General features: G+C 65.1%; 25 protein-coding genes and 1 pseudogene. 15 read left to right on the top strand and 11 right to left on the bottom strand.

From position 1 onward, the window contains the following. Window positions 1-187 precede the first annotated feature (187 nt). From AC066S_RS36675 to dnaK, 6 genes are all read right to left on the bottom strand, one after another. Window positions 188-499 (bottom strand): DUF1330 domain-containing protein, encoded by a 312-nt coding sequence (locus tag AC066S_RS36675; RefSeq protein ID WP_126256914.1) that lies wholly within the window; start codon window positions 497-499, stop codon window positions 188-190. A 79-nt stretch (window positions 500-578) separates the two neighbouring features. Beyond that, a complete protein-coding gene (gene pyrF, locus AC066S_RS36670) occupies window positions 579-1,292 on the bottom strand; it encodes an orotidine-5'-phosphate decarboxylase (RefSeq protein WP_126256913.1) in 714 nt (237 codons plus the stop codon). Window positions 1,293-1,298: 6 nt separating this feature from the next. Next, entirely contained in the window at window positions 1,299-1,877 is a 579-nt protein-coding gene (locus AC066S_RS36665; protein ID WP_126256912.1) for an NADPH-dependent FMN reductase, read from the bottom strand. 57 nt (window positions 1,878-1,934) lie between these two features. Beyond that, entirely contained in the window at window positions 1,935-2,534 is a 600-nt protein-coding gene (locus AC066S_RS36660) for a class I SAM-dependent methyltransferase (protein WP_126256911.1), read from the bottom strand. 88 nt (window positions 2,535-2,622) lie between these two features. Continuing rightward, window positions 2,623-3,750: a molecular chaperone DnaJ gene (dnaJ, locus tag AC066S_RS36655; protein ID WP_126256910.1), complete on the bottom strand. Its 1,128-nt coding sequence runs from the start codon at window positions 3,748-3,750 to the stop codon at window positions 2,623-2,625. 247 nt (window positions 3,751-3,997) lie between these two features. Next, window positions 3,998-5,899 carry a molecular chaperone DnaK gene (gene dnaK, locus AC066S_RS36650; protein WP_028133546.1) on the bottom strand — a complete coding sequence of 634 codons (1,902 nt, stop codon included), beginning with the start codon at window positions 5,897-5,899 and terminating at the stop codon, window positions 3,998-4,000. 393 nt (window positions 5,900-6,292) lie between these two features. On the opposite strand from dnaK, the gene AC066S_RS36645 reads away from it, so the two are divergent. Further along, window positions 6,293-7,234 (top strand): hypothetical protein, encoded by a 942-nt coding sequence (locus tag AC066S_RS36645; RefSeq protein ID WP_164718513.1) that lies wholly within the window; start codon window positions 6,293-6,295, stop codon window positions 7,232-7,234. A 288-nt stretch (window positions 7,235-7,522) separates the two neighbouring features. Next, entirely contained in the window at window positions 7,523-8,245 is a 723-nt protein-coding gene (gene pncA / locus AC066S_RS36640; RefSeq protein WP_126256908.1) for a bifunctional nicotinamidase/pyrazinamidase, read from the top strand. Window positions 8,246-8,390: 145 nt separating this feature from the next. Here the strand turns inward: pncA and grpE are convergent, their stop codons facing one another. Further along, window positions 8,391-9,011, bottom strand: a complete 621-nt coding sequence (gene grpE / locus AC066S_RS36635; protein ID WP_478271849.1) for a nucleotide exchange factor GrpE — start codon at window positions 9,009-9,011, stop codon at window positions 8,391-8,393. Between the two features lie 96 nt (window positions 9,012-9,107). After that, complete coding sequence (hrcA, locus tag AC066S_RS36630) at window positions 9,108-10,196, bottom strand: heat-inducible transcriptional repressor HrcA (RefSeq protein ID WP_126256906.1); 1,089 nt, start codon at window positions 10,194-10,196, stop codon at window positions 9,108-9,110. 168 nt (window positions 10,197-10,364) lie between these two features. On the opposite strand from hrcA, the gene rph reads away from it, so the two are divergent. Genes rph through hemW form a run of 3 tightly spaced genes read left to right on the top strand, consistent with a single transcriptional unit; the run spans window position 10,365 to window position 12,926 of the window. Next, window positions 10,365-11,078 (top strand): ribonuclease PH, encoded by a 714-nt coding sequence (rph, locus tag AC066S_RS36625; RefSeq protein ID WP_126256905.1) that lies wholly within the window; start codon window positions 10,365-10,367, stop codon window positions 11,076-11,078. A gap of 11 nt (window positions 11,079-11,089) precedes the next feature. Next, a complete protein-coding gene (gene rdgB, locus AC066S_RS36620) occupies window positions 11,090-11,725 on the top strand; it encodes an RdgB/HAM1 family non-canonical purine NTP pyrophosphatase (RefSeq protein ID WP_478271848.1) in 636 nt (211 codons plus the stop codon). Between the two features lie 16 nt (window positions 11,726-11,741). Next, window positions 11,742-12,926 (top strand): radical SAM family heme chaperone HemW, encoded by a 1,185-nt coding sequence (hemW, locus tag AC066S_RS36615; RefSeq protein ID WP_135170198.1) that lies wholly within the window; start codon window positions 11,742-11,744, stop codon window positions 12,924-12,926. Window positions 12,927-13,051: 125 nt separating this feature from the next. Here hemW and AC066S_RS36610 read toward each other — a convergent pair whose 3' ends face one another. Further along, window positions 13,052-14,284, bottom strand: a complete 1,233-nt coding sequence (locus tag AC066S_RS36610; protein WP_478271847.1) for a penicillin-binding protein activator — start codon at window positions 14,282-14,284, stop codon at window positions 13,052-13,054. 335 nt (window positions 14,285-14,619) lie between these two features. Between AC066S_RS36610 and rsmI the strand changes: the two genes are divergently transcribed. The 7 genes from rsmI (at window position 14,620) to AC066S_RS36575 (ending at window position 21,761) form a co-directional block, all read left to right on the top strand. Next, a complete protein-coding gene (gene rsmI, locus AC066S_RS36605; protein WP_478271846.1) occupies window positions 14,620-15,570 on the top strand; it encodes a 16S rRNA (cytidine(1402)-2'-O)-methyltransferase in 951 nt (316 codons plus the stop codon). Beyond that, on the top strand, window positions 15,557-15,958 hold the full coding sequence (locus tag AC066S_RS36600; protein ID WP_126256901.1) for a YraN family protein: 402 nt from the start codon (window positions 15,557-15,559) through the stop codon (window positions 15,956-15,958). Before rsmI ends, AC066S_RS36600 begins: the two co-directional genes overlap by 14 nt. A 10-nt stretch (window positions 15,959-15,968) precedes the next feature. Then, window positions 15,969-16,913, top strand: a complete 945-nt coding sequence (gshB, locus tag AC066S_RS36595) for a glutathione synthase (protein WP_135170111.1) — start codon at window positions 15,969-15,971, stop codon at window positions 16,911-16,913. 434 nt (window positions 16,914-17,347) lie between these two features. Further along, the gene (cpaB, locus tag AC066S_RS36590; protein WP_478271845.1) at window positions 17,348-18,160 is read left to right on the top strand and encodes a Flp pilus assembly protein CpaB; all 813 of its coding nucleotides are present in this window, start codon (window positions 17,348-17,350) and stop codon (window positions 18,158-18,160) included. 10 nt (window positions 18,161-18,170) lie between these two features. After that, a complete protein-coding gene (locus AC066S_RS36585; protein WP_126257274.1) occupies window positions 18,171-19,688 on the top strand; it encodes a type II and III secretion system protein family protein in 1,518 nt (505 codons plus the stop codon). Between the two features lie 52 nt (window positions 19,689-19,740). Further along, window positions 19,741-20,475: a CpaD family pilus assembly protein gene (locus tag AC066S_RS36580; protein WP_126256898.1), complete on the top strand. Its 735-nt coding sequence runs from the start codon at window positions 19,741-19,743 to the stop codon at window positions 20,473-20,475. Beyond that, on the top strand, window positions 20,472-21,761 hold the full coding sequence (locus AC066S_RS36575; protein ID WP_478271844.1) for a CpaE/TadZ family protein: 1,290 nt from the start codon (window positions 20,472-20,474) through the stop codon (window positions 21,759-21,761). Before AC066S_RS36580 ends, AC066S_RS36575 begins: the two co-directional genes overlap by 4 nt. 59 nt (window positions 21,762-21,820) lie before the next feature. On the opposite strand, the gene AC066S_RS36570 is transcribed toward AC066S_RS36575, so the two are convergent. Both AC066S_RS36570 and AC066S_RS36565 read right to left on the bottom strand, forming a co-directional pair. Next, window positions 21,821-22,597: a tetratricopeptide repeat protein gene (locus AC066S_RS36570; RefSeq protein ID WP_478271843.1), complete on the bottom strand. Its 777-nt coding sequence runs from the start codon at window positions 22,595-22,597 to the stop codon at window positions 21,821-21,823. A gap of 79 nt (window positions 22,598-22,676) precedes the next feature. Continuing rightward, window positions 22,677-22,922, bottom strand: coding sequence for a PilZ domain-containing protein (locus AC066S_RS36565; protein ID WP_018644993.1), 246 nt, complete (start codon window positions 22,920-22,922; stop codon window positions 22,677-22,679). A 228-nt stretch (window positions 22,923-23,150) separates the two neighbouring features. Here AC066S_RS36565 and AC066S_RS36560 point away from each other — a divergent pair. The 3 genes and pseudogenes from AC066S_RS36560 to AC066S_RS36550 form a co-directional block, all read left to right on the top strand. After that, window positions 23,151-23,795, top strand: a pseudogene (locus AC066S_RS36560) (magnesium chelatase domain-containing protein); the annotation flags it as partial. A 255-nt stretch (window positions 23,796-24,050) separates the two neighbouring features. Beyond that, a complete protein-coding gene (locus tag AC066S_RS36555; RefSeq protein WP_478271842.1) occupies window positions 24,051-25,667 on the top strand; it encodes a recombinase family protein in 1,617 nt (538 codons plus the stop codon). Between the two features lie 98 nt (window positions 25,668-25,765). Next, window positions 25,766-26,566, top strand: coding sequence for a ParB N-terminal domain-containing protein (locus AC066S_RS36550; protein WP_478271841.1), 801 nt, complete (start codon window positions 25,766-25,768; stop codon window positions 26,564-26,566). The last annotated feature ends 150 nt before the right edge of the window (window positions 26,567-26,716 follow it).

Below are 26,716 nucleotides of genomic sequence, written 5' to 3'. Positions count from 1 at the left end.
AATGCGCTCTTACCCTCCCCTGGAGGGGGAGGGTCGATCGCGCGCAGCGCGAGCGGGGTGGGGTGACGGTACCTCCGCGACGAACAGTGCCCGAGTGGAGAGATCACCCCACCCCGTCACGCAATCTCGCTTCGCTCGATTACGTGCCGACCCTCCCCCTCCAGGGAGGGTAAGACGAGAGGGCGCCTCAGCCGTCCTGCGGCTGCGGGCCGTCATAGCCCTCGATGATGATGAGATCGGCGACCGAGTGCGGCTGGCGCACCTTGATGTTGGCCTGGTATTCCGGCGAGTTGTAGCAGGCGAGCGCGGTCTCGTAGTCCGGGAATTCGATCACGACGTTGCGGGTGCGGCTGGCGCCTTCGACGGTGGTGAACTTGCCCGCACGGACGACGAAGCGGCCGCCCCATTTCTTGAAGATCGGACCGTTGGCGACGGCGTAGGGCTTATAGCCCTCGTCACTGTTCACGTCGACGCGCCCGATCCAGTAGCCCTTTGCCATTGATTCTCTCCCTGTGTTGTTGGGGTAATTTCTATTTGAGCATGATCTGATCGGAAAACCGCTTCACACTTTTTCCGGATCATGCTCCAAGCGCCTGCGCAATCTCGGCCTGAATGGCGTCTGCGACGGCCTTTGGATCGGCGGCTTCCACGATCGGACGTCCGACGACGAGGTAATCGGCGCCGGCGGCGATCGCGCGGCCCGGCGTCATGATGCGCTTCTGGTCGCCGGTTGCCGAACCTGCCGGTCGGATGCCCGGCGTGACGAGGTGCATCTGGTGGCCGACGATCTTGCGCAGAGCACCAGCTTCCTCCGGCGAGGACACCAGACCGTCGATGCCAAGCACCTGCGCCTGCTGCGCGCGCGCCTCGACCAGCTCGGAGACGCCGAGCCGATAGCCCGCCGCGTGCAGGTCGTCCTCGTTGTAGGAGGTCAGCACCGTGACGGCGAGAATCTTCAGGCTCGAATTGCCGCGGCCTTCGACCGCGCCCTTCATGGTCTGCGGATAGGCGTGCACGGTCAGGAAGGTGGCGCCGAGCCTGCTGATGCTCTCGACGCCCTGCATCACGGTGTTGCCGATGTCGTGCAGCTTGAGATCGAGAAAGACCTTCTTGCCTTTGTCGGCGAGCTTGCCGACCAGCGGCAACCCGCCGGCATAAGCGAGCCGATAGCCGATCTTGTAGAAGGTGACGCTGTCGCCGAGACGGTTGATGATGGCCTCCGCGGCATCGACGCTGGGTAGATCGAGCGCGACGATCAGGCGGTCCTTCGGGGCGATCTCGGCTGGCGTCATGTCACCTCACATCATGCGTTGGGAAATGTCGATCAATTGCGCGACCAGCTCCTTCAACGCGGCGATATCGCCCTCGTTCTTGAGCCTGTCCATATCGTCATAAGCCTGATCGGCAAAGGCGAGCGTGAGCTGGCTGGCAATCACATTGGCGTGGCAGGAGGTCAGGATCAGCCTGAGCGCCTGCAGCGCGCGCGCCGCACCGAGCCGGCTCTGCGAGGCTCCGGCGAGCGCGAAGGCACGGTTGCGGAACACCTCGCCGCGCGCCTCGTGCAGCTCGTGCACACGGCTGACCCAGTCGATCGCGTTCTTGAGCAGCGGCGGCACCGAGGCGTTGTATTCGGGCGTGACGAACAGCACGCCATGATGCGCGCCGATCATGCGCTTGAGATTGATCGCGTGCTTGGGCACGCCGGATTTGGCCTGGAGATCGCCGTCGTAGATCGGCAGCGGGAAATCGGCGAGCGAGATGCGGGTGACGTCGACGCCGGCCCGGGCGAATTCATAGGCTATGACCGCCGCCAGCTTCGCATTGTGCGAGCCGGTACGCAGCGAGCCGGGAATGATCAGGATCTTGGGTGCGGACATCCGCTTCCATACGTTCGGCGAAACCGGTCCGCCGCGCAGAGAAGGAAGCCGGCGGAATTAGTCCTTGCGATACACCCAGACGCGGGCCGGCGGAAGGTTCATCCAGATCCGTTCCGAAGCCTCTGTGGACACGCCGGGCAGCGATTTCGGGATCGGCGGCACCACCGCATAGGTGAACTGGATGAACGGCGCGCCGGGCGCCAGCGCCGTGAAGGCGTCGCGGATCAGCCGCAGCCGAGTCAGCATCGGTTTTGTCACGAGCGGCAGGCCGGAGACGACGGCGGAGGCCGGCGCGCCCAGCACGTTCCAGAGCGTGTCGCGCAGGCGATAGGCATCGCCCTGCACCACCTTGGCGTGCGGATAGCGGTCACGCAGCAGCGCGCAGAAGCCGGGATTATATTCGACGAGAACGAGGCGCTTCTGGTCGATTCCGCGCTCGATCAGGGCGGAGGTGATGGCACCGGTACCGGGCCCGAGCTCGACCACGGGCGCGTCCGAATCGACATCGACGTAATGGGCCATGGTCCGGGCCAGCAGCTTGCCCGACGGCATCACTGCGCCCATGTGCAGCGGCTTTTCGATCCATGATCTGAGAAAGCGCACCTCGTCGTCGAGACGAGGCTTCTTCAACGCACGCGCGGACGATGGCAAGGGCATGTCTGGACCGGACGGGACCGCAGGACCGCGGCGTGTCAGAAAATGGTCATAAAGACGTATAGGCCGAAGACGATACGGTCAAGCCGGGTCAACTCGCCCGATTGCCGAAGAAATCCTTGACCTTGGCGAAGAAGCCCTCTGATTCCGGCTGGGTGTTGCCGGAGGACAGCTTTTCGAACTCGGCCAGTAATTCCTGCTGCTTCTTGGTGAGGTTCTGCGGCGTCTCGACCACGACCTGAACGTACATGTCGCCCATCTGGCGCGACCGCAGCACCGGCATGCCTTTTGATGCAATGCGGAATCGACGGTTGGACTGGGTCCCGGCCGGCACCTTCACCTTGGCCTTGGCCTTGTCGATGGTCGGCACCTCGAACTCGCCGCCGAGGGCGGCCGTCACCATCGAGATCGGCACACGGCAATGCAGATCGGCACCGTCGCGCTGGAAGAATTGGTGCTGGGCCAGCGACAGGAAGATGTAGAGGTCGCCGGGCGGGCCGCCGCGGATCCCGGCCTCGCCTTCGCCGGCAAGCCTGATCCTGGTGCCGTCCTCGACCCCCGGGGGGATGTTGACCGACAAGGTGCGTTCGCGGGTGACGCGACCCTGGCCCGAGCAGGACGGGCAGGCATCTTCGATCATCTGGCCACGGCCCTGGCAGCCCGGACAGGTCCGCTCCAGCGTGAAGAAGCCCTGCGACTGCCGCACGCGGCCGGCACCGCCACAGGTCGAACAGGTCTTCGGCTTGGTTCCGGCCTTGGCGCCGATGCCCGAGCAGGCCTCGCAGGTGACCGAAACCGGAATCTCGATCTGCGCGGTCTTGCCGCCAAAGGCTTCCTCGAGCGTGATTTCCATGTTGTAGCGCAGGTCGGCGCCGCGCTCGCGACCGCCGCGGCCGCGCTGCCCGGCCATGCCGAACAGGTCTTCGAAAATATCGGAGAAAGAGGAGGCGAAGCCCGCGCCGAACCCTGCGCCGCCGCCGCCCTGCTCGAAAGCGGCATGGCCGTAACGGTCATAGGCGGCGCGCTTGTCCTTGTCTTTCAGGACCTCGTAGGCCTCGTTGATTTCCTTGAACTTGATTTCGCTGGTGTCGTCCCCGGGATTGCGGTCGGGGTGAAACTTCATCGCCAGCTTGCGGAACGACGATTTCAGCTTGGATTCGTCAGCGTCACGGTCGACTTCGAGAGTCTCGTAATAGCAGCGCTTGGTGGACGTGGACATGATGAGCTCGGTCTATCCAATCGCGAATCAAGTCGGAGCGAAACGATGCCGCCGCTGCGCGACGACATCAGCGCCCTTCCGCCTCGCGGCGGAAGCCGGCACGGCGGCGTTCAGCATAACGGCTGGGAATTGATCGATCGTTGCGGGTATCGGTCCCGCAGAGCCCGACACCGTGGCCTCCCCCGCGAGGGAGGAGGCCGTTGGTGCGCGTGGGGTCCAAGTCGCCCGCATCATCACCCTCTCGGGCTTAAGCGGACTTCTTGTTGTTCTTGTCGTCGTCGACCTCGGTGAATTCCGCGTCGACGACGTCGTCCTTGGCCGCGTCCTTCTTGGCGTCGGCCTCGGCCTGCTGCTTGTACATGGCCTCGCCGAGCTTCATCGAAGCCTGGGCCAGCGTGTTGGTCTTGGCCTTGATCGCCTCGGCGTCGTCGCCCTTCAGCGCTTCCTTGAGGTCGCTGACGGCGTCCTCGATGGCGCGGCGCTCGCTCTCGGCCACCTTCGAGCCGTGCTCGGCCAGCGCCTTCTCGGTCGAATGCACCAGGCCATCGGCCTCGTTCTTGGCGGTGACGGCCTCGCGGCGCTTCTTGTCCGCCTCGGCATTGGCCTCGGCGTCCTTGACCATCTTCTCGATGTCGGCTTCCGACAGACCGCCGGAGGCCTGGATGCGGATCTGCTGCTCCTTGCCGGTGGCCTTGTCCTTGGCCGAGACGTTGACGATGCCGTTGGCGTCGATGTCGAAGGTCACCTCGATCTGCGGCATGCCGCGCGGAGCCGGCGGAATGCCCATCAGGTCGAACTGACCGAGCATCTTGTTGTCCGCCGCCATTTCACGCTCGCCCTGGAAGACGCGGATGGTGACCGCGTTCTGGTTGTCCTCGGCGGTCGAGAACACCTGGCTCTTCTTGGTCGGGATCGTGGTGTTGCGGTCGATAATGCGGGTGAACACGCCGCCCAGCGTCTCGATGCCCAGCGACAGCGGGGTCACGTCGAGCAGCAGCACGTCCTTGACGTCGCCCTGGAGCACGCCGGCCTGGATCGCAGCGCCGATCGCCACGACCTCGTCCGGGTTGACACCCTTGTGCGGCTCCTTGCCGAACAGCTGCTTGACGACTTCCTGGACCTTCGGCATGCGCGACATGCCGCCGACCAGCACGACTTCGCCGATCTCACCGGCGGTCACGCCGGCATCCTTCAGCGCCTTGCGGCAGGGCTCGACGGTCTTCTGCACGAGATCGTCGACCAGCGCCTCGAACTTGGCGCGGGTGAGCTTCATCGTCAGATGCTTCGGACCGGTCTGGTCCGCGGTGATGAACGGCAGGTTGATCTCGGTCTGCGTCGTCGAGGACAGCTCGATCTTGGCCTTTTCAGCGGCCTCCTTCAGGCGCTGCAACGCGAGCTTGTCGTTGCGCAGGTTGATGCCCTGCTCCTTCTGGAATTCGTCGGCGAGATAGCCGACCAGGCGCATGTCGAAGTCTTCGCCGCCGAGGAAGGTGTCGCCGTTGGTCGACTTCACCTCGAACACGCCGTCGCCGATTTCGAGAATGGAGATATCGAACGTGCCGCCGCCGAGGTCGTAGACGGCGATCGTGCCGGCCTTGGTCTTGTCGAGGCCGTAGGCGAGCGCGGCCGCAGTCGGCTCGTTGATGATGCGCAGCACTTCGAGGCCCGCGATCTTGCCGGCGTCCTTGGTCGCCTGGCGCTGGGCGTCGTTGAAGTAGGCGGGAACGGTGATGACGGCCTGGTCGACCTTCTGGCCGAGATGGGCTTCCGCGGTCTCCTTCATCTTCTGCAGGATGAACGCCGAGACCTGCGAGGGCGAGTAGGTCTGGCCGTCGGCCTCGACCCAGGCGTCGCCGTTGGAAGCCTTCACGATCTTGTAGGGGACGAGCTTCTTGTCCTTCTCGACCATCGGGTCGTCGTAGCGGCGGCCGATGAGGCGCTTCACTGCGAAGAAGGTGCGCTCGGGATTGGTGACGGCCTGGCGCTTGGCCGGCTGGCCGACGAGACGCTCACCGTCGTCCGTGACGGCGACGATCGAGGGCGTCGTGCGCATGCCTTCGGAATTCTCGATGACTTTGGCGTTTTTGCCATCCATCACGGCGACGCACGAATTCGTGGTGCCGAGGTCGATCCCAATGACCTTTCCCATGGTCCTGATATCCTTCTTTTTGCGGCAGGTTGGCTGGGCCCAGAAGGCACCCAAACCGAAACCCCCTAAGATCAAACATCCGCGATATTGCGATGATTGAGGCTCATATAGGAGGGGGGGAGGGGCCCGCAAGGACCGAAGCTACGTTTCTGCGGCTAAAACATCGGGTTCTGGAAGATCATATTCGGGCTTCACCGCACTTGCGGGTGAGGAATTATTAACAGGTTCGGGCTTCGGCAAGCCCCCCTACCGCAAGCCCGTCCGCCCTGTTGCCGCAAGCCCAAACCCGCTAAAAGGCGGACCGGCCGGGCAGCCGCCACAGCCGCTTCGCGCGACAAAGCGGCCCGGTGGCCGACCATCGAACGGCCTCAATGTGAACCAATCAGAGTGCCCATGAAGCTGATCCGCCCCCTCGCCGCGCTCGCCCTTCTCGCCGCCTCGGCGCTCCCAGCCCTCGCCGCCGACGCCGTGTTTCCGCCCGGCTTGCGCCTCGGCATGGTGCCGCTGGTCGGTCTCAGCACGGCCAAGACCTTTCCGGGCTTCGAAAGCGAGGACGGCAGCGTCAAGGTGCTGGTCACCGAGCTGCCGCCGGCCGCCTATGGCGAGGTCGTGAGCGCCTTCAATTCCAATCCCGCCGGAGCGAACGGCGTCAAGCAGGACAAGGTCGAGACCCCCGCGGGCCTTGCCTATTTCACCACCGAGAGCGGCAAGGCCGGCGACACCCCGGTGAAGCGCTATTCGATGATCGTGCCGGGCGCCGGCTTCTCCGGCTATGTCGCGGTGCAGGTCCCGGAGAATGCGACCAAGATCTACACCGACGAGGCGGTGCGGCAGATGTTCGCGACCGCCACCACCCGCAAGCAGGTCTCGGCCGAGGAGCAGATCGCGCTGATGCCGTTCAAGATCACCGATCTCGCCGACTTCAAGGACGTCCGCACCCTCGCGCCGGGCTCCAGCATTATCCTCGCCGACGGCAATGAGAGCGCAGGCTATGAAGCGAAGCCGTTCATGATCCTCGGCCTGATCGGCGCCACCCCGCAAGCTGCCGACGACCGCGCCCGGTTCGCCCAGGAGGCCGCGCTGCAGATCCCCGGCGTGCGCGAATCCCGCGTCACCATGTCGGAGCCGATCCGCATCAACGGCCAGCAAGGCTTCGAAACCCGGATCGACGGCGTCAGCGGCAAGGACAAGACGCCGGTGACCGTGGTGCAGTGGATCCGCTTCTCGAGCGGCGGCGCTTCGCTGCGCATCATCGCCAGCGCCCCGCGCGACCAGTGGCAGGCCGCCTTCACCCGCTTCCGCGCCGTGCGCGACGGGATTCAGCCGAAGGGGTAGCTGCGTCTGCGAACGAGATGCGCTCCCTCCCCCGCTTGCGGGGGAGGGCTGGGGAGAGGGTGTCTCCGCAAAGGGACAATCACCCGGAGGATAGAACCCTCACCCGGCGCGCGGGACGATGCTTCGCATCGCCCGGACGCGCCGACCTCTTCCGCAAGGCGGGAGAGGTGCACCAAGCGCGTGGCGAGCGCTTAGCCGCTCACCAGTACCGGCCGCATTTTCGGGCTTCTGTTCGTGTACGAACGGAACTAGGCTTCCCCCATTGGATCATCCCAAGGGAGGCGAATGATGCTGGATCGGCGGCAGGTTTTGGAAATGCTTGGAACGACGGCGCTGGCGACCCTCGCGCCGAGCGCGTTGCTCGCAGCGACATCCATCAAGCCGGATGACGCCTCCGCGCTGCTCGTAATCGACGTGCAGAACTGCTTCCTGCCTGGCGGCAGCCTCGCGGTGAAGGAAGGCGAACAGGTGGTGCCGGTCATCAACAAGATCTCGAAGGCGTTCGCGAACGTGGTGATGACGCAGGACTGGCACACGCCGGGCCACGTTTCGTTTGCCTCAGTCCACTCGGGCAAGAAGCCGTTCGATACCGTCGACCTTCCCTACGGCAAACAGGTGCTGTGGCCTGATCATTGCGTGCAGGGCACCGACGGCGCGGCGCTGTCCAAGGACCTTGCGATCCCGCACGCCGAGCTCATCATCCGCAAGGGTTTTCACAAGAACGTCGACAGCTATTCGGCCTTCCTCGAAGCCGACGGCAAGACCTCGACGGGCCTTGCCGGATATTTGAAGGGACGCAAGATCAAGCGCGTCTTCGTCGCAGGGCTTGCGACAGATTTCTGCGTTGCCTGGACGGCGCTCGACGCGCGCAAGGCCGGCTTCGAGGTCTATGTGGTGGAAGACGCCTGCCGCGGCATCGACACCCAGGGTTCGCTCGCCAAGGCCTGGGCCGATATGGCCAAGGCCGGCGTGAAGAGGATCCAGTCTGCGGATATCGCGGCGGGTGCGTAAAGCGACGCGCAACACTGCAAAACCCTCATCCTGAGGAGCGCTACTTCGCGCGCGTCTCGAAGTGAAGGCCCCCGCTGCGGCGCCCTGGCCTTCATGGTTCGAGACGCCGCGCAAGAGCGCGGCTCCTCACCATGAGGGTTGAAACTCAATTGGCCGCGCTGCTCGATTCGTTGTTGTTGTTCGCCGCAGGCGCTGGCTTCGCGCCGCCCTTGGCGACGCCGACCAAAGCCGGCCGCAGCACGCGCTCGCCGATGGTGTAGCCGGCCTGCATGATCTGGACCACGGTGCCCGACGGCACCGACGGATCAGGCACTTCGTACATCGCCTGGTGGAAGTTCGGGTCGAACTTCTGGCCCTGCGGATCGAGCTTCTTCACGCCATGCTTTTCCAGCGCGCTATGCAGCGCGCGCTCGGTGAGCTCGACGCCCTCGATCAGCGAGGTCAGGCCGGGATCGGCGGTGGCACGCGCCTCGGCCGGAACGGCATCGAGCGCGCGCTGAAGATTGTCGGCGATGTCGAGCACGTCGCGGGCAAAGCCGGTGATGCCGTAGAGGCGGGCGTCAGCGACTTCCTTGGTGGTGCGCTTGCGCAGATTCTCCATCTCGGCCAGCGTCCGCAGCATGCGATCGCGCGCCTCGGCGACTTCCTTTTGCAAGGTCTCGACCGAGCCGGGCTCGGGATCGTCGGGCATGATGTAGGGCTTTGACACCACGGGCTCGCCAGTCGGCGCGGCCGCGTCTTCGGGTTGCCGGTCATGATCGGTCATCGGCTAAATCTCGAACTCGTTTCCAGGGATTGTTGGCCCGGATATCGTGCTTTGAGCAGCGAAAATCAAGCGCCCGTGATCGGAAGCAGACGCCGGTCAGCCCCCCAAGAGGCGGCTGACGATGCGGGCGGCATAATCCACGGTCGGGATCACGCGGGCATAATTCAGCCGCGTCGGGCCGATCACGCCGAGGACACCGACGATGTGGCCGGCGGCATCCCGATAGGGCGCGATGATGGTGGAGGACCCCGACAGCGAGAACAGCTTGTTCTCGCTGCCGATGAAGATGCGCACGCCCTCGGCCGTCTCGGCCCGGCCGAGCAGATCGATCACGCCGCGCTTGGTCTCGAGATCGTCGAACAACAGGCGCACCCGCTCCAGATCCTCCAGCGCGTGCAGATCTTCGAGCAGATTGGCGTGGCCGCGCACGATGAGCTGGCGATCCTCGTTCTCGCCGCCGGACCAGCTGGCGATGCCGGCGGAAATCACCTTCTGTGCGAGCTGATCGAGCTCGGCCCGGGCCTCGCCCAGCGCCGTCTCGAGCTCGAGCCGCGCCTCGGCCAGGGTCCGGCCGCGGATTCGCGCGTTGAGGAAATTGCCGGCCTCGGTGATCGCCGAGGAGGGAACTCCAGGGGGCAGCGTCAGAACGCGATTCTCGACCTGGCCGTCCTCGCCGACGAGGATGACCAGGGCTTTCTCCGGTTCCAGGCGGACGAATTCGATGTGCTTGAGCCGCGCATTGGATTTTGGCGTCAGCACCACCGCCGCGGCGCGGGTCAATCCGGATAGCCGCGTCAGCGCCTGGTCCAGCGCCGCCTCGACCGAGTGCGCCTGGCCTACGGACGTGAGCTGGCTCTGGATCGACTGCCGTTCGGCCTCGTTGAGGTCGCCGACCTGCATCAAGGCATCGACGAAGAAACGCAGGCCGAGTTCCGTCGGCAGCCGGCCGGCCGAGGTATGGGGTGCATAGATCAGGCCGAGCTGTTCCAGATCGGCCATGACGTTGCGGACCGAGGCCGGCGACAGCGGCATCGCGATCAGGCGCGAGATATTGCGCGAACCCACGGGCTCACCGGTCGCGAGATAACTTTCGACAATTTGACGAAAGATGTCGCGGGAACGCTCGTTAAGCTGGGCGAGGCCTGCGCGCGGCGCGATCAGATGGATCGGATCGTGATGGGCCACAGCGGTAACTCCTCTCAGATCCTCATAATTTGTCTATCCGGGGCGCTTCTGACAAGCGTGGCGTTCGCCGGCGCGGAATCAGGGGCCGAATAAGCCCTTGCCGCCCACCTTCGCCCCACCTACAAGCACCGCCAACAGCCTTTCCCGTGAGTTTTGGAGGATTTCCCAATGCGGCCAAGCCGCCGTGCGCCCGACGAATTGCGCCCCGTGACGCTGGAGCGCGGCGTGGTCAAATATGCGGAAGGCTCCTGCCTGGTGAAGTTCGGCGACACCCATGTGCTGGTTACCGCCACGCTGGAAGACCGCCTACCGCCGTGGCTGAAGGGCCAGGGCCGCGGCTGGGTCACCGCCGAATACGGCATGCTGCCACGCGCCACCTCGGAACGCACCCGCCGCGAGGCCGCCGCGGGCAAGCAGAGCGGCCGCACCGTCGAGATCCAGCGCCTGATCGGCCGCTCGCTGCGCACCATCGTCGACCTCGAGGCGCTCGGCGAGCGCCAGATCACGGTCGATTGCGACGTGCTGCAGGCCGACGGCGGCACCCGCACGGCCTCGATCACCGGCGCCTGGGTCGCACTTGCCGATTGCGTCAACTGGATGAAGGCGCGCAACATGATCAAGGCCAACGTCATGCGCGACAACGTCGCCGCGATCTCCTGCGGCATCTACAACGGTACGCCGGTGCTCGATCTCGATTATGCCGAGGATTCGGAAGCCCAGACCGACGCCAATTTCGTCATGACCGGCGACGGCCGCATCATCGAGGTGCAGGGCACGGCGGAACGCGAACCGTTCACGGAAGGCGAGTTCCTGGCGCTGATGGCGCTGGCCCGCAAGGGCGTTGCGCGTCTCGTGGACTTGCAGAAACTGGCTGTGGCGTAGTCAATAGGCCCATGCACCGCCGAATCACCGGAAAGCTCGTCATCGCCACCCACAATCCCGGCAAGCTTGCCGAGATGCGGGAGCTGTTGGCGCCCCACGGCGTCGAGGCGGTGTCGGCCGGTGAACTCGGCCTCGGTGAGCCGGATGAGACCGGCAACGATTTCCGCAGCAACGCCGCGATCAAGGCGATCGCGGCGGCGCAGGCAACCAGGCTGCCCGCCTTCGCCGACGATTCCGGCATCGTGGTCGACGCGCTCGACGGCGCCCCCGGCATCTACAGCGCGCGCTGGGCCGGCCCCACCAAGGACTTCAACGCGGCGATGGCGCAGATCGAGCGCTTGTTGCAGGAGCGCGGCGCCACCAGGCCGGACCGCCGAAGAGCGCATTTCGTCTCCGCGCTCTGCGTCGCCTGGCCTGACCATCATCTCGAAGAGGTCGAAGCGCGCGTCGACGGCACGCTGGTCTGGCCGCCACGCGGGACTGCCGGCTTCGGCTACGATCCGATGTTCTTGCCGGATGGTCACAGCCGCACCTTCGGCGAGATGGAGAGCATCGAGAAGCACGGCCTGCCGCCGCTGGGTCTCGGCCTGTCGCATCGTGCCCGTGCCTTCCGGAAACTGGCGGAGATCTGCCTTGAGCCGCGCTAGAGCGTTTTCAAGCGAAGTGGATACCGGTTCGCGCCAGGAAAACGCGTCAAAACAAGAATCTGAAGCCTTCGGCGTCTACGTGCACTGGCCGTTCTGCCTGTCGAAGTGCCCCTATTGCGACTTCAACAGCCATGTCCGCCATGCCGCGATCGACGAAGCGCGCTTCGCCTCCGCCTTCGCGCGCGAAATCGAAACGACCGCGGCGCGTGCATCCGGCCGCGAGGTCAGCTCGATCTTCCTTGGCGGCGGTACGCCATCCTTGATGCAGCCCGCAACTGTCGGCGCGGTGCTCGATGCGATCGGCAAGCACTGGAGCGTTGCAGGCGACGTCGAAGTGACGCTCGAAGCCAATCCCACCAGCGTCGAAGCCACACGCTTTGCCGGCTATCGCAGCGCCGGCGTCAACCGCGTCTCGCTCGGCGTGCAGGCGCTCGATGACGCCTCGCTGAAGGCGCTCGGACGCCTGCACAGCGCGCGCGAGGCGCTCGATGCCGTCGCTATCGCGCGCCGTTCGTTCGACCGCTATTCGTTCGATCTGATCTATGCCCGCCCCGACCAGACGCCGGCGATGTGGGCCGATGAGCTGCGCCTCGCCATCGATGAGGCGGCCGAGCATCTGTCGCTCTATCAGCTCACGATCGAGGAAGGCACGCCGTTCTTCGGCCTCTACCGGGCCGGCAAGTTGAAGACGCCGGATGAAGCGGTGGCGCGCGCGCTCTACGACGTCACGCAGGAAACCTGCGACAAGCTCGGGCTGCCCGCCTACGAGATCTCCAACCACGCGCGGCGCGGCGCCGAGTGCCGGCACAATCTGGTGTACTGGCGCGGCGAGGAATATGCCGGCATCGGCCCCGGCGCGCATGGTCGCCTCGACATCGACGGTATCAGGCATGCGACCGCCACCGAGAAGCGTCCCGAGGCCTGGCTGATGCGGGTCGAGACCAACGGCGATGGAATCGTCACGGACGAGCTCCTCAACAGCGAGGAACGCGCTGACGAATTCCTGCTGATGGGATTGCGGCTCGCCGAGGGCATCGACCCCGAGCGCTACAAGGCCCTCTCCGGCCGCCCGCTCGATCCCAAGCGCATCGCGCTGCTACGCGAAGAAGGCGCGATCATTGTGGATCCGACCGGCCGGTTGCGCGTGACCAGCAGCGGATTCCCGGTGCTCGATGCCGTGGTCGCGGATCTCGCGGCGTAGCGAGCTGAAGTAGGGTGGGTTACCCGAAGGCGTAACCCACCATGCTTCCGCACTCGCGGAACGAAGTTGGTGGATTACGCCTTCGGCTAATCCACCCTACAGCACCACGGCACCGTCGTCCGGAGCTACGCCCCAAAGCTCTTCGGCGAGCCGGCGATCGCAACGCCGCCGCCTTGCGTCACCTTCATCACCGCAAGACCGCGTTCGTTGGTGCCGTCCGCGCGGAAGCGGAACAGGCCGTCGATGCCGGCAAAGCCGGAAGGATTGGTGAGCACGTCGGGCGAGAAGCGCGTGGTACCTTGCGTGCGCGCGAGCGCGGCGACGAGGGCGACGGCGTCGTAGGCAAGCGTCGCGGTGCGGATCGGCTCGGCGCCGTATTTGGTGCGATAGCGGCCCGAGAAGGCGCGGAAGCCGGCCGGGTCGGGCGCGGCGTAGAGGCCGCCTTGCAGGCTCGCATTGGCATAGACCCGCGGATTGTCCCACAGGCCGGTGCCGAGCAGCTGGATGTTGCGCAGGTTCGCGCCCGCGGCGGTCATCGCATCGGCGACCGTCACCACGGCATCGCCATCATCGGCGATGAACAGCGCGTCCGCACTGCCGAGCTGCTGTGCCACCGTGCGTGCCGGCGTGGCGCGATCGGCGCCGTATTTCTCGAACGCGACGATGCGCCCGCCACGACGCGGCGCCGCCACCTTCACCGCGGCCTCGACGACATTGCCATAGGCATTGTCGGGCACGAGCACGGCGAACGAGCGCTTTCCGATGCTGGCGGAATATTCGACGATGCGATTGACGTCGGACTCCGGCAGGAAGGAGAGCAGATAGACACCGCGGCCGGCGATGCTGGAATCGGTCGAGAACGCGATCACCGGGATGCCGCGCGTGCGCGCGACCTGCGCCACCGCCGGCACCGATTGCGCGAACAGCGGCCCGAGGATGATCTCGGCGCCCTCGTCGACCGCCTGCTGCGCGCCGGCCTGGGCGCCTTGCGGGCTGCCGTTGTCGTCCTTGATCAGGAGCTGGATGTTCGGGTTCTGGAACTCGGCCAGCGCCATCTCGGCGGCGTTACGCATGGATTGTGCGGCAAGGCCGGCATTGCCGGCCGCGGACAGCGGCAGGATCACGGCGACCTTGACGCCGCCGGTGCCGGCGGTCGTCGCCTGCTGCGGAGGACCGGCCGGCTGGGCCGGCGGTGCCGAGCTCGAGAACGGGTTGGAGAACTGGCTGAGACTCTGCTGCACGCCGGCACAGGCCGCCAGCAGGGGCGCGCCGAGCAACAGGCCGAGCGCGCTCCGTCGGGTCGCCCCCGACATCAGAGACCCCGGAATGGGAGACTTAGGAAAACGCGGGCCCACCATGGCAGCTTCTCTTCTGATCCGCCGTCGCCGGCCGGTCACGATCTTCCTTCCACGACGCAGGCCGCGGATTCAGGCATATTGTCGGCAAATAGTTAACCAAAACAAAAGGATAATGACCGCTTAACGCTGCCGCCCTCCTGTCCCGGCAGCTGTTCGCCGTCGCTCATCCAGCATCAAGGCGGAGTTTCCGTCGCGAATATGGCGCGAGGGCCCTCACCCCCTCCCGACGTGATCCTGACCGATCACATTCCCGTCCCTTCCCAGCCCACCTCGGTACGATCTTTTTCGGCGAGCCGGTTCCCAGCCCTGCGGATCGTGCCTAAGTTGACTTCATTATGCGCGCAAAGCCGGCCCCGATAAATACGTCTGAAGCTCAAGACGCCGCCTCGCGCGGTTTCTCCATCGACGCCCATCGGCTCACGGCGCCGAAGGCGGCACCGGGCCTGCATCTGGTCGCGACCCCGATCGGCAATCTCGGCGACATCACGCTGCGTGCGCTGCAGACCCTCGCCGGCGTCGACGTCATCGCCTGCGAGGACACCCGGATCACGCGGCGCCTGACCGAGCGCTACGCCATCGCGGCACAGCTCAAGCAATATCACGAGCACAATGCCGAAGCCGCCCGTCCAAAGATCCTGGAGGCGCTCGCGGCCGGCGCCTCGGTCGCGCTGGTCTCGGATGCCGGCACGCCGCTGATCTCCGATCCCGGCTTCAAGCTGGTGCGCGAGGTCTGCGCCGCGGGCCACTCCGTGTACGCGCTGCCTGGCCCTTCCTCGGTGCTAACCGCGCTGTCGGTGGCGGCGCTGCCGACCGACCGCTTCTTCTTCGAGGGTTTCCTGCCGGCGAAATCCGCCGCGCGCCGCACGCGCCTGGCCGAACTCGCGCGCATCGATGCGACGCTGGTGATGTTCGAGTCGGGAAATCGGATGCAGGCCACCTTGACCGATCTCGCCGAGATCATGGGTGAGCGAGACGCCGCGGTCTGCCGCGAGCTCACGAAGTTGCACGAGGAGGTCAGACGCGCGCCCCTCGCCGAGCTTGCGCGACAGGCGGACGCGCCGGAGACGCGCGGCGAGTTCGTTCTGGTGATCGGCCCACCTCCCGCGGATGCCGAGCTGCTGACAATGGATGCGCTCGATGGTCTCTTGCGCGAGCAGCTGGCCGCGCACAGCGTCAAGGATGCCGTGGCGCATGCCGTCGCGCTCTCGGGCCGGCCGCGCCGCGAGGTCTATGCCCGCGCGCTCGAGCTTGCAAAGGATTCGCGGGGCGGCGATGGCGAAGACTGAGATCCCCAGGGAACCAAAGGCCGCCTCGCCCGAGCGCGTCGCCGCGTTCCACACCGGCATCTCCGCGGAAAGCCGCGCCGCCGCCTATCTCATGGCCAAGGGCTATCGCATTCTGGCCAAGCGCTACCGCACGGCGCATGGCGAGATCGACATCGTGGCGCGCCGCCGCAACCTGATCGCCTTCGTCGAGGTCAAGGCACGCGCAACGCTGGACGATGCCGCCTTTGCCGTGACGCCGCGCCAGCAGCAGCGCATCATCGACGCCGCGCAAGGCTGGCTTGTAGCGCATCCCGAGCATGCCGAATTCGAATTGCGATTCGACGCCATGCTGATTGCGCCGCGCTCACTTCCGCGCCATGTGTTGGCGGCATTCGACGCCTCGACCTGAAAGGCAGACCATGAAACTGAACGTCGCCGTCCAGATGGACCCCATTGCCCGCATCAACATCAAGGGCGATTCCACCTTTGCGCTGCTGCTGGAGGCGCAGAAACGCGGCCATGGCCTGTCCTATTACACGCCCGACAAGCTCTCGATGGTCGGCGAGGAGATCGTCGCTCCCGTTCAGCTGCTGACCGTGCGCGACGAGCCCGGCAACCACTTCACGCTCGGGGAGCCGAGGCGCGAGGCGCTGAACAGCTTCGACGTGGTGCTGCTGCGGCAGGATCCGCCGTTCGACCTCGCCTATATCACCTCGACGCATTTTCTGGAACGCATCCATCCGAAGACGCTGGTGGTCAACGATCCCGCCTCGGTCCGCAACGCGCCGGAAAAGCTGTTCGTGATGAACTTTCCGCAGCTGATGCCGCCGACGCTGATCTCGCGCGACGTCGATGAGATCAACGCGTTTCGCGACAAGCATGGTGCCGTCGTGATGAAGCCGCTGCACGGTCATGGCGGCGCTGCGGTGTTCCGCGTGATGCCGCAGGACATGAATTTCGGCTCGCTGTTCGACATGTTCTCGGTCACCTTCAAGGAGGCCTGGGTGATCCAGCAGTTCATCCCCGAGGTGAAGCACGGCGACAAGCGCATCATCCTGGTCAACGGCGAGTTCGCCGGCGCGGTGAACCGCGTGCCGGCCGCCGACGACCTCCGCTCCAACATGGTGCGCGGCGGCGCGGCGCAGGAGACCGAGCTCACCCCGCGCGAGCGCGAGATCTGCGCCACCCTCGGCCCGGCCTTGCGCGAACGCGGGCTGTTGTTCGTCGGCATCGACGTCATCAACGGCAACCTCACCGAGATCAACGTGACCTCCCCCACCGGCATCCGCGCCATCGCGCGGCTCGGCGGTCCTGATGTGGCGGCGAAGATCTGGGACGTGATCGAAGCGAAGCGGGCGAAGTAAGCACTCGTCACTTCGTGGATTGCAGACTTACTCCAACACCGTCAGCCTGAGGTGACCGCTTCTTCAGCGGCCCTCGAAGGGCGACGGCTTGGCTGATGCCGCCGCACCCTCCAGCGACAATGGCTTCGCCGTTGCGCGGAGGTGACGGACAGCCACTGTCATCGCAGATGCTGGGCACGCTCGTACCCACCCATCACTAACTGCCCATTCACCATGACGCTCTCCGCATCGGGCCGACGCACGAGCGCGCGCTACGTGAAACTACGGGGCCGCTGGCCGACTGAATAACGCCGCGTTCACCATCTGCCGAAAACCAGCATCGCGGCCGGTAAGCGCACTCGGCCTCGCAACACCCCTTATACTTTTACTCCCTACTCATCGACACGGGGAACCCGCCAGGTGCGGTTCGAGTGCCCCGCGTATGAGTAAAGCGTATGAACACCGCACGCATTGTCGTTCTCGTCATCGCGCTGGCCGCCGGCGGCGTCGCTGCGTATCTGGCGAGCGGCTATCAGAATGCCCCCGCGCCCGTTGAGGCCGTCGCAGAGAAGCTGCCGACGGTCGAAGTCCTCATTGCCAAGAACGACATCCAGCTCGGCCAGGCGCTCAAGCCTGACGATCTGCAATGGCAGACCTGGCCGGCGGCGACCGCAAGCAGCGCCTTCATCCGTCGTGACAACAGGCCCGAAGCGCAAAGCCAGATTGCCGGCTCGATCGCGCGCGTCCCCCTGATGCAGGGCGAGCCGATCCGCGAGCAGAAGCTGGTCAAGGCCGAAGGCTCCGGCTTCATGGCCGCGATCCTGCCGTCCGGCATGCGCGCCGTTTCGACCGAGATCTCCGCCGAGACCGGCGCCGGCGGCTTCATCCTGCCGAACGACCGCGTCGACATCGTACTGACCCGTCGCCTGAAGAATCCCGACACCAACGGCCCGACCGCCGGCAACGACCTCATCGTGTCCGAGGTCATCCTGACCAATATCCGCGTGCTCGCGATCGACCAGGCGCCGAAGGAAAAGGACGGTCAGACCGCCGTGGTCGGCAAGACCGTCACGCTCGAGCTCAAGCCCGACCAGGTCGCCACGCTTTCGGCCGCGCGCCAGGGCGGCACGCTGCAGCTTGCGCTGCGAAGCATCGTCGACGCCAACGCGGCGGAAGTCACCGTCGAGGAGCAAGGGGCAAAGCGCTCCGGAGACGTCAACGTCATCCGTTACGGCGTGCAGACGCGGCAACTGACGTCACAGAAGTGATGGGGACATGATGAATTACGGGGATGATCGGACGGGCCTGCGCATTCGGGGGAAGCGCGCGCGCTCGTTCTGGACGGGGACAATGCTGATGCTGGGGCTGCTCGCAGCGCCCGGCTGCGTCAACGCCGCCGATGCGCCGGTCGGCGACCAGGCGCCGATCCAGGCGCCGGATCTCGGTGTATCGCCGGTCGCGACGATCGCGTCGGCGAAGACGCGCTTTCTCTCGCTCGGTATCGGCAAATCCGTCGTCATCGACCTGCCCCGCGAGGTCAAGGACGTGCTGGTGGCCGATCCCAAGATCGCCAATGCGGTGATCCGCTCGGCCCAGCGCGCCTATATCATCGGTGGCCAGGTCGGCCAGACCAACGTCGTTTTCTTCGCCGCCGACGGCCAGCAGGTCGCCTCCTACGACATCGCGGTGAAGCGCGATCTCAACGGCATGCGCACGGCCCTGCGCCAGTCGCTGCCGGGCGTGCAGATCGAAGGCGTCGGCGACAGCGTGATGCTGACCGGATCGGTGTCGAGCCCGGTCGAGGCGCAGCAGGCCGGCGACGTCGCCGCGAAGCTGGTCGGCGGATCGGACAAGGTCGTCAACAACATCGTCGTGCGCGGCCGCGACCAGGTGATGCTCAAGGTCGTGGTCGGCGAAGTGCGCCGCGACATCGTCAAGCAGCTCGGCGTCGACCTCAGCGCCAGCCTGAATGCCGGCACGGCCGTGGTGAATTTCAACAATTCCAACCCGTTCTCGGTCTCGGGAGGACCGATCGTCAGCAGCAACGGGCTCGGCGTCGCCGGCCTCGCCAAGGGCGTTGCCACCGTCAGCGCCACCATGCGCGCGATGGAAAGCGCCGGTGTGATGCGGACGCTCGCCGAACCGAGCCTGACGGCGATCTCGGGCGAATCCGCCACATTCATCGCCGGCGGCGAATTCCCGATCCCCGCAGGCTATTCCTGCGATCCGGTCACCCATGTCTGCACCACCCAGGTCACCTACAAGAAGTTCGGCATTTCCCTGAACTTCACGCCGGTCGTGCTGAGCGAAGGCCGCATCAGCCTGCGCGTGATGACCGAGGTGTCGGAGCTGTCGAATACGAATGCGATCACGTTGACCCAGGCGGTGTCCTCGACCTCGAGCAACTCGATCACCATTCCCTCGGTCCAGACCCGCCGCGCCGAGACCACGCTCGAGATTCCCTCGGGCGGCTCGATGGCGATGGCCGGCCTGATCCAGCAGCAGACCAAGCAGGCGATCAACGGCCTGCCCGGCGTCGACCAGGTGCCGATCATCGGCGCGCTGTTCCGCAGCCAGGACTTCGTCAACAACGAGACCGAGCTGATGGTGATCGTGACGCCTTATGTGGTGCGCGCAGTCGCGCAGAAGGAATTGTCGCGGCCCGACGACGGCTTCGCGCCGGCTTCCGACGCGCAGACGGCGCTGCTCGGCCGCATGAACCGGCTCTATGGCACCACGCGGCGCGTCGATCCGATCAACGGCACGCCCGGCGATTTCGGCTTCATCATCGACTGAGGCGAACGGTTTGGGGACCGGGGCAAGGAACGGGGCAAGAGGGGACCAGGCGATGACGACAACATCTGCCGATCGACGTCGCAGCTTTGGGATCGCGCTGGCACTGGCCGGGCTGTCCGTCATGCTCGGTGCCTGCAATACCACCGGCGACATCGTTACGCAGACGGTGCCGACCGACTACCGCCAGCGCCACCCGATCGCGGTGCAGGAGGGCAGGAAGTCGATCGTGATCTTCGTCGGCAAGGCGCGCGGCGGCCTGTCGGCCGCGCAGCATTCGGACGTCGCCGGCATTGCGCGGGACTGGGTGCGCGAAGGCACCGGCTCCGTCGTCGTCGACGTCCCCGTCGACACCGCGAATTCACGCGCGGCGGCCGCGACCTATCGGGAGATCCGCTCCGTGCTCACATCCGGCGGCGTGCCGTCGCGCGCCATCGTCCAGCATCCCTATCGTCCTGAAGACCCCGGGCTGCTGCCCACCATCCGCCTCAGCTATTCGAAGATCACCGCGGTCGCGGGTCCCTGCGGTCTGTGGCCGGAAGACATCGGTCCCTCCATCCTCGATCCCGGCTACAACGAGAACCGGCCCTATTTCAATTTCGGCTGCGCCAGCCAGCGCAACCTCGCGGCAATGATCGACAACCCCGCCGATCTCGAGCAGCCGCGATCCGAAACGCCGGCCTATACCGCGCGGCGCGACATCGCCTTCGAGCGCTATCGCAAGGGCACCGCGATCGCGACACCCAATCCCGACGCCGACAAGGCCAAGCTCAGCGATACCGGCAAATGACACGGCTCCACGACGAAGATTCGGACGATCCGCTGCACCCCGAGGAACACATCGCGCCGGTTCCTCGCATCTCCGTGCAGGCCTTTTGCGAGACCGAGCAGACGCTCAACGCGGTGACCGCGGCGGGGCAGGACCGCCGACTCGCCAAGGCGCACCTCACCGCCAAGGACGGCGGCCTCGCCGCGGCGATCGAAGTCTATGAATCGATGCCGACGCCGAACGTGATCGTGATCGAATCCGACGGCACGCGCGACATCCTCGAGGGCTTGGACGACCTCGCCGGCGTCTGCGACCCCGGCACCCGCGTGGTCGTGATTGGCAATCCCAACGACACGGCGCCCTATCGCGAGCTGGTGCGCCGCGGCGTCAACGATTATGTGGTCGGACCGGTCGAAACCCTCGACGTCGTCCGCTCGATCTGCAGCCTGTTCTCGGCCTCCGAGGCCATCATCACCGGCCGCGTCATCGCCGTGGTCGGCGCCAAGGGCGGCGTCGGCGCCTCCACGGTCGCGCACAACGTAGCCTGGACCATCGCCCGCGACCTTTCGCTCGATTCGGTCGTGATCGACCTCGACCTCGCCTTCGGCACCGCGGGCCTCGACTACAACCAGGATCCGGTACAGGGAATCGCCAACGCGGTGCTGTCGCAGGACCGGCCGGACACGGCGCTGATGGAGCGTCTGCTCGCCAAATGCACCGAGCGCCTCAGCCTCCTCGCTTCGCCTGCCTCTCTTGACCGCGTCTACGATTTCGGCGCCGAAGCCTTCGACGCCGTGTTCGACACGCTGCGCATGACCACGCCCTGCATCGTGCTCGACGTTCCCCACCAATGGTCCGGCTGGACGCGGCGCGCGCTGGTGAACGCCGACGACATCGTGATCGTCGCCGAGCCCGATCTCGCGAACTTGCGCAACACCAAGAACATGCTGAGCGTGCTGAAAGCGGCACGACCGAACGACCGGCCGCCGCTGTACTGCCTCAACCAGGTCGGCATGCACAAGCGCGCGGAGATCGACGTCAAGGCCTTCGCCAAGACCATGGAGAGCCAGCCGATCGCGGTGATCCCGTTCGATTCGAAGCTGTTCTCGACCGCGGCCAATAACGGCCAGATGATCGCGGAGGTCGCCAAGAACCACCGCACCACCGCGCTGTTTCAGAACATGGCGAACCGCCTCGCCGGCCGCGGCGAGGTGAAGAAGTCGAAGCGCTCGCTGCTCGAGCCGCTGCTGAAGAAGCTGAAAGGCCGATCGGGCCGCCCATCGGCCCCGCACCGCAAGGCATCGTAATCGCGATAGCGTTTTCGCGTCGCGAGAACGCGACGAGCAAGAATGCGATCGGCTGGCGGTTACTTCTCGGCCCGCTGCTGCTGCTTCTTGGCCAGCATTTGCCGCAGCGCCGTGACTTTGGCCGCCGCTTGGTCCGGCGGCAAATCTGCCTTGACCAGGATTTCAGCCTCGGCCTGACGGCCTTGCAATCCCAGCACGAGCGCGAGGTTGGCGCGGATCCGCAAATCGTTCTGATTGCGCTGATGGGCGCGGCCGAGCACCTGTTCGGCGCGCGGCAAATTGTTCTGCAGCATGTAGGACAGGCCGAGATTGGACAGGACCTGCGGCTCGTCGGGCACGATCTTCAGGGCGCTCGCGTAATATTGCTGCGCTTCCTCGTTGCGGCCGAGCTGATCGAGCGCCGCGCCTTGCGCCGACAGGATGCGCCAGTCGGGATCCTCGGGCGAATGCGCGCGGCTGAGGACGTCGAAGGCCTGCTGGAAATTGCCGCTGTCGGCGAGCGCGCGGCCATAGCCGGCGAGCAGCGCCTTGTTGCTGGGATGGGCGAGCACGGCCTGCTCCAGCACTGCGACCGCCTGCGCGCGCTGGCCGCTGTCGCGCAGCGCCTTGCCGTACTCGAGCGCAATGGCGGGATTGCCGGGCTTGGCGCGGTAACGCTCGCGCAGCGCGTCCATGTCCGTTCTGGGATCGGCCTTGACAGCGGTTTCCGATCGGACGCCGAGCGCGCCGGTCACATCCTCGATGCCGGCGGTCTGGCAGCCGCCGAGGACGAGCACCAGGAGTGCGGGAAACAGCAATCTCGCCGGCGGAAAGGCGAGGGACGAACGCGTGGACATACTCTGATCACTCGGCAACTGATCAGAGATGCTTACCGATTAACGCTAAAGTCCCGTTAAGGACGCGGGCCCTTGCGTCTCAATCGACGAATTCAGCGCCGAACTCGCAGCCGATGCGCCAGCGCAGCCGGCATTGCCGGGAATAGTCCGGCGCGAAGATGATGGTGAATTGCGGCGGCACTTCCAGAAATTCCGCCACCACTTTCACGCCACCATCCGAAATATCGGTGATCGTGCAGTCCCGCGGCAGCGAGCCCGCGCCAAAATGGATCTTGGCGAGGCGGCTGCACACCCGACGTTCGCTTCTCCGGCGATTTGCAAGCATTTGAACTGTTCACCCGTTAGACCACGGCCCATCCCGCAGCCCTAGGAGTAGCGGACATTCGTTGGAATGTGCTGAGGACAGAAGCTGGCATTCGAGGCGTAGTGTCGGCTCGGCGTTTACGATCGGTTAGGGCTTGTCCGCCCCTGTGGGATGTTCCTGTATTGTTCTTGCGAAAAGAGCTACGCTCTGCTACCCCTAATTGTGCGAAAGGGGCAGGCTGGTTTGAGCATGGTTCAGCGGGTTTCCACCGTCGCGTTTGAGGGGATCGAGGCCCGCGCGGTCGACGTGCAGGTCCAGGTTGCCCCTGGGCTGCCGGCCTTCGCCATCGTCGGCCTGCCGGACAAGGCGGTGTCGGAGGCGCGCGAGCGGGTGCGCTCGGCGCTGATCGCTTCGGGGCTGGCGCTGCCGGCGCGCCGGATCATCGTCAATCTGGCGCCGGCCGACCTGCCCAAGGAGGGCAGCCATTACGACCTGCCGATTGCGCTCGGCCTGATGGCGGCGATCGGGGCGATCCCGCCTGATGCGCTGACCGGCTTCACCGTTCTCGGCGAGCTTGGCCTCGACGGCTCGATCGCGCCCGTGGCCGGCGTTCTTCCTGCCGCCATCGGCGCCAATATGCGCGAGGAGGGGCTGATCTGCCCGGCGGCCTGCGGCTCCGAAGCGGCGTGGGCGAGCCCGGACATTCAGATCATCGCAGCACACTCGCTGATCCAGATCGCCAACCACTTCAAGGGCACGCAGGTGCTGTCGCGGCCCTCGCCGAAGGTGCACGAAGCCGCCGCCTCCACGCTCGACCTGCGCGACATCAAGGGGCAGGAAAGCGCCAAGCGGGCGCTGGAGATCGCGGCCGCCGGCGGGCATCATCTGCTCATGTGATCTTCCCAATGCCCATACGGGGCGCATTAGGAAGACGGAACAATGAGACAAGTTACGGCCGTGGCGTGTCGCCACATCCTTACCGCAATGATCAAGTGGAGCTGGGCTGTTCAGGCCTCAGGTGAGCGGAAGCAAGCCCGAGGGGAGCGTGTCGAGGCGTGGGCGCATAGCCTCGCCGTCCGCTGGCGCTGTGTCGATGATGTGCTTGCCACCATCACCGGCGATGCCCTGAGCAGCCGCTGAGAGCATCCGATGGACACGATCAATACCGAGCGGCCCGCGAGGGCGTATAGCTATGTTCGGTTCAGCACACCTGAGCAGGCCAAGGGCCATTCGCTCCAACGTCAGACCGAAGCCGCGCAAGCGTGGGCGGCTGCGAACGGCGTGGTGCTGGACGATGAACTCACATTCGAAGACAAGGGCGTCTCGGGTTTCCATGGAGCGAACCGAGAGACAGGCGCCTTGGGCGTGTTCTTGGAGCGCGTTCGAGACGGCACCATTCCTCAGGGCTCATGGCTTCTGGTGGAGAACCTCGACCGTATCAGCAGACAGGTGGCACGAAAGGCCGTGCGTGCGATTGAGGACATCGTTGAGGCCGGGATAACCGTTGTTGACATGTCGGATGGAGGCCGGGAGTACAACGCCGCCGCGCTCGACGGCGACCCAGTGCTATTTCTCATGATGGTGCTGCGCTTTATCCGGGCCAACGAGGAGAGCGCCACCAAGGGCGTGCGTGTCGCCAAGGCGCACGCTGCCAGACGACAGAAGTTCGCGGGGCAGGAAAAGCTCACCAAGCCTTACACCAAAAGGCTGCCGGCATGGATACGCTGGAACGCCGAGAACTCAGACTATGAGCTGATCAAAGAACGGACGGCGCTGCTGCGCTGGATGTTCGAGATGGCGGACAGCGGCATGGGAGAATACAGCATCGCGACACATCTCAACGAAACCAAGGAAGACACTTGGGGCGCGGGGAAATGGAAGGCGGCGCACTGGCATCGCAGCTATGTCCGCAAGCTCCTCACCAACAAGGCCGCCATAGGCGTCTTCGTGCCACACCGTGTTCAGAAGGTTGAAGGCCAGCGCACCAAACAACGTATTCCGCTGGAGCCCATTGCTCACAGGTTCCCTGTTGCCGTCGACCGGGAGCTGTTCGAGCGCGTCAATGCGCGCCTGAGCACCACCGAGGCACGCGGCAAGAACGCCAACGCCCCCGTGCGATCCATCTTCGCAGGCGTCATGAAATGCCAATACTGCGACGGCACCGTCACGCGGGTGAACAAGGGACAACATGTGTATCTCGTGTGCTCGGCAGCGCATGCGAAGGCAGCGACACACCCTTATGAGAGCGTGCCATACATTCAGGCGGTGAGAGCGTTCAAGAACAGTCTGAGGCTCACGCTCGATACAGCGCCACGCGGCAACGACACCGGAGAGATTGAGGCCAAGATTGAGCAGTTAAAGGTTGAGGTCGACTCTGGAGATCAGCGAGTGAGTGAGTTGCTGGAACTCACCATCAGCGACAGGAGCAGGGCTGCTAAACACGCGCTGCAGAGAGCAGAGCAGGACCTTGAGGCAGCGCAAGAGGCCCTCAGGAAAGCAGCAGAGCGGCTCGACACACTCACAAGCACCAACGTCAAGAAGCGGTTGTCTACAGTAGAGACGGCACTCACGAAGGAACCGATAGACACCGAGGAGGCCAACAAGGCGCTCCGGGGAGCTGTGCGCAAGATGGTCATGCGCCCACAGGAAGGGAGCTTGGACATCCTCTGGCATCACGCAGAGGAACCTCAAGAGACACTGTTCATGACCAGCCGCTTCGACTGGGACGCCAATCAGCGTGATGACCAAGAGCAAGAAGACCAATGAGCCGAAAGAAGACCGTGCGAGCACGCCGTACCCTCACGCGAGGGAACGTAACGAGGCCCAGCGACACCCGAGAAACCGTCGAAGACTTGGAGGCAAGATTGAAGACCGCAGGAGCGCCCACGCTGCCTGCGGAAACCGGCGCCGTTATTCAAATCGACCGCAAGCACCTCAAGGTCGCCGAGAAGGTGTTTCAATGGAGAGTACAGGGACGCAATCAGATACCGAGCGATGACCACATCTTAGAGTTGGCCCACGCGATCCACCGTGGCGAGCAGATGCCACCGCTCCTCGTGTTTCCCGCGGGACAAGATTACTACGTAATGGACGGACACCACCGGCTGGCGGCTTACGACATGGCCAACTGGGCCAAGCCGATCCCCGGTCAGGTGTTCACAGGCAATCTGAGGGAAGCCGAACGTGCAGCCCTCCGCGCCAATAACAAGAACAAGCTGCCATTCAACAGCGATGATCGAACTGCGGCGGCTTGGCGGTTGGTGCGCCAGAAGGACCCGCGGGACAGCATTAGGAGCATCATGCTGGACACCGGCGCGGGCAAAGGCACGGTGAATAACATGCGTGCCGTTCTTAAAAAGCTCGAAGCGGCCGGCTATTCGCCTGAGGAAATCAGGGCGTCATCCTGGAGCAGGGCGAGACAAGTGGCCATGGGCAGTCCTGAGAGCCAAGAGCATGAGGACTGGATCGAGGCGGAAGCACAGAAGCTCGTCGATGCGATCATGAACGCCAAGCTCGGCGCCCGCCTCCTCAAATACACCGACATCACCGCCTTAGCCCTCGCGAAGCTGAGCCCGGAGCTGCCGGACGCTTTGATGGCAGAATGGGCACCAGAGCCACACAGCGACCTCGATGCGCCACTGACCTCCGAGGAGGAGGATTTCTAAGAGGTAAAACTCGCCCTACCCAAACACTGGGGGTACCCATTTGGGTAGGGCTGCTATTTTGGGGCCGTTTCGGACCTACAGTTTATAACAAGCTGGAGAAGGCGCCTACATAGGCCCGATCCGGACTTATTGTTTATAACACCCTCCCAC

The organism is Bradyrhizobium sp. CFUWI (genome assembly GCF_056429085.1).
Note: the sequence above shows the minus strand (reverse complement) of the source record. Positions and strands in the feature narration are given on the sequence as shown.